The organism is Campylobacter sp. CNRCH_2013_0898h, assembly GCF_025772965.1.
In the GTDB taxonomy this organism is placed as follows: domain Bacteria; phylum Campylobacterota; class Campylobacteria; order Campylobacterales; family Campylobacteraceae; genus Campylobacter_D; species Campylobacter_D lari_D.
In genome coordinates, this window is the sequence record NZ_JAKMTD010000026.1 from 1 (window position 1) to 2454 (window position 2454).

The window sequence follows — 2454 nt, forward strand, 5'->3', positions numbered from 1 at the left end:
CCAAGAACTTCGTATATATTGTTGAATATTTCATCTATATTTTTATCATTTTTATAATATTGTCCATTGCCCAGATGGATAGTTTGTGGAAAATATTGTATTTTTGGATTTAAAAAATTTATTATTATTTCTTTAGCTTTTTGTGATATATAGTAACTCAGCTCCTCTCCTTGAGTGAATATTACAAAGGCACCAAATGCTACCAAAGGTGCTGAATCTGGACATAATATACCAACCAAACTCACAATTCCAGCTGCAATTGCAGTCGCAGAAATACCAACTGTATAAACAATAGTTTCAACCCCTTCAGCTATAGCTTTAATAACTACCGACCTTTCGCCATTAAGGACATATTCTAAAGAATAATCCATAATTTTTAAAGTGTTTTCTGTTGGTTTGGTTATTATTCTTATTTTTCTTGCTATTGGTTCTAAAGTAGGATATTGCTTGGAGTAGGAATTTACGGTGTTTTTTAATCTATCTACAGTATCCCGCAAATATTGAGTTTTATCTTGTATGTCTTCTATATCTTGTCTATTAAAATTTGCTATCCAATTCGGTATTATATCTTTTTTAGCAAGCACAGCATTTTCTATACCTTGTCTATCTTCAGGACTTAAATTATTTTCCGCATGCATTTAATCTTCCTTTAGCAATATTTATGAAATAATTAAGTTTTTTTGTTACATATATTGTTTCGTATAATTCTTGATCTTGAAATTTTAAATCTGCATCATGAAATAAATTCATTTTTTTATAAGAATTAATCATATTTTCTAATAACTGTTCTTTTTGAGGTATAGAACACATAAGATTTATATCTAAAGTAAAACCAAAAAACAAGATATTATAAGTCATAAAATTAATTTCAAACATTATTTTACCTGGATTATACTTAGATGGTAATTTTTCAATTTCACTCATAAAGACAAGAAACTCATCCACAACATTTAAATAATTATTAATTTCTTTTAAATCAGTGCTATTGGAAATAAAATAAAAATAATTAAGATTATTTTGCATTTGCAAACCAAATAATACATCCTTATTTTTAAGAGCTACCAAATAAGCATTGTCTAAACCTAAAATTTGCATAAATTTAAAATCTTTTTTAAAGTTATGCATATAATTTAATAATTCTTTTTGATTAAGTTTTAATTCTTGATTTAAGTTTTGTTCTACAAAAACTTTTTTAAATTCTTCTTCGTTGCTCTTAAATAGTTTGTATATATCTTTAGCATTTTGATATTCTTTTTCATGATTATACTTATCCCAAAAGATAAGCTCTAAAGGGCGATAAGCTAAGCTTATAAAAATAATCAAAGCTATAAGCAAACCGCAGGGTATATAAAATTTTTTAAGTTTATAAAAAGGTTTTTTCATTTATATTCCTTGATATTCTAAAAATAGTTTTTGTGTCTTTTTTTGTTTCGTTTAAGGTTTTATTTTGAGTGTTAAGTTCTATCTCATTCATTTTTGCATTCTTTTAGTTTGGTTTGTATGGATTTAAGTTTATTAGTTTGTTTTTGATCGAGTCTGAGTTTCTTAAAATTATAGATCGCTTTTTCTAATTGCATTTTTAAATGACTATCAGTGTGTATTTTTAATTCTTTATTAAAAAACAATAAAACTTTGTCAGTAGTAGTGTTAATTTGACTCATACCATTTAAAATTGTTATAGTTTTAGGGGTATTTAAATCACAAATATAATCTTGTAAAAATTCACTCAAATACATATCAGTAAATGCACAATTATAACCAATTAGAGTGTTAATATACATTCCAATTCCAACTACATCAAAGCTATCAAACTTATGAATATCTTTTTGCAAAAAATCCTCTTCTAAACGAGTATTTAGAAAAAATAAAAAATCTTCAAAAACTTTAAATCTTTCCTTATCAAATAAAAAAGAAGTTTTTTGATTTGTGATATTTCCTTCATTATATAAAAGATAAAGTATAATATCAGTATTTGAATTTGTTGTAACATGCCCAGCTTGTCTCATAAGCTCAACATCTTCATCTGTAGGATAATAAGAGGTTAAAATTCTTATATCTTCAATACTAGCTTGTATCATCTTAAGATTTTTAATAATCATTTGTGTAACTTTTTCTTGATTATAGTTTTCTTTGCTTAAATTCTTAGCATATTCTAATTCTTCCTTGCCTTCGTTTTCACTCCATTTGATTAAAGCACTAAGATTTTCTCTTGCTTTATTTTCATTAGCTTCTTTAAATTGTAAAGCTTCTTGGATCAATTCATAAATACCAATAGCTAGGATAAAAGCTAATATAATAAAAATTCTTTTTGATATTTTAAGCAATTTTTTTACCTTTAAAGTTAGTATTATTTATTATAGCATTATTAGATACAATCTTAAAATCTTCTTTTATATCATCTATAATGGTATTGCTTTGTTTTGTATTGTTTTCTTGATTTGAATTTTTATCTTT

The 2454-nt window shown here is 24.9% G+C and carries 3 protein-coding genes; all 3 read right to left on the reverse strand.

All coding sequences use genetic code 11. The features are described 5' to 3' along the window. On the reverse strand, positions 1 to 638 hold a 638-nt coding region (locus L8X50_RS08140), incomplete at its 3' end, for a hypothetical protein (protein ID WP_263660882.1). After that, a complete protein-coding gene (locus tag L8X50_RS08145; protein WP_263660883.1) occupies positions 622 to 1383 on the reverse strand; it encodes a hypothetical protein in 762 nt (253 codons plus the stop codon). The genes L8X50_RS08140 and L8X50_RS08145, both read right to left, overlap by 17 nt. Positions 1384 to 1466: 83 nt before the next feature. Further along, positions 1467 to 2324 (reverse strand): hypothetical protein, encoded by an 858-nt coding sequence (locus L8X50_RS08150; RefSeq protein ID WP_263660884.1) that lies wholly within the window; start codon positions 2322 to 2324, stop codon positions 1467 to 1469. Between the last annotated feature and the right edge of the window lie 130 nt (positions 2325 to 2454).

Coding starts and splice junctions, on each gene's coding strand:
- L8X50_RS08145 (WP_263660883.1), bottom strand. CDS start 1,383: ATGAAAAAACCTTTTTATAAACTTAAAAAATTTTATATACCCTGCGGT.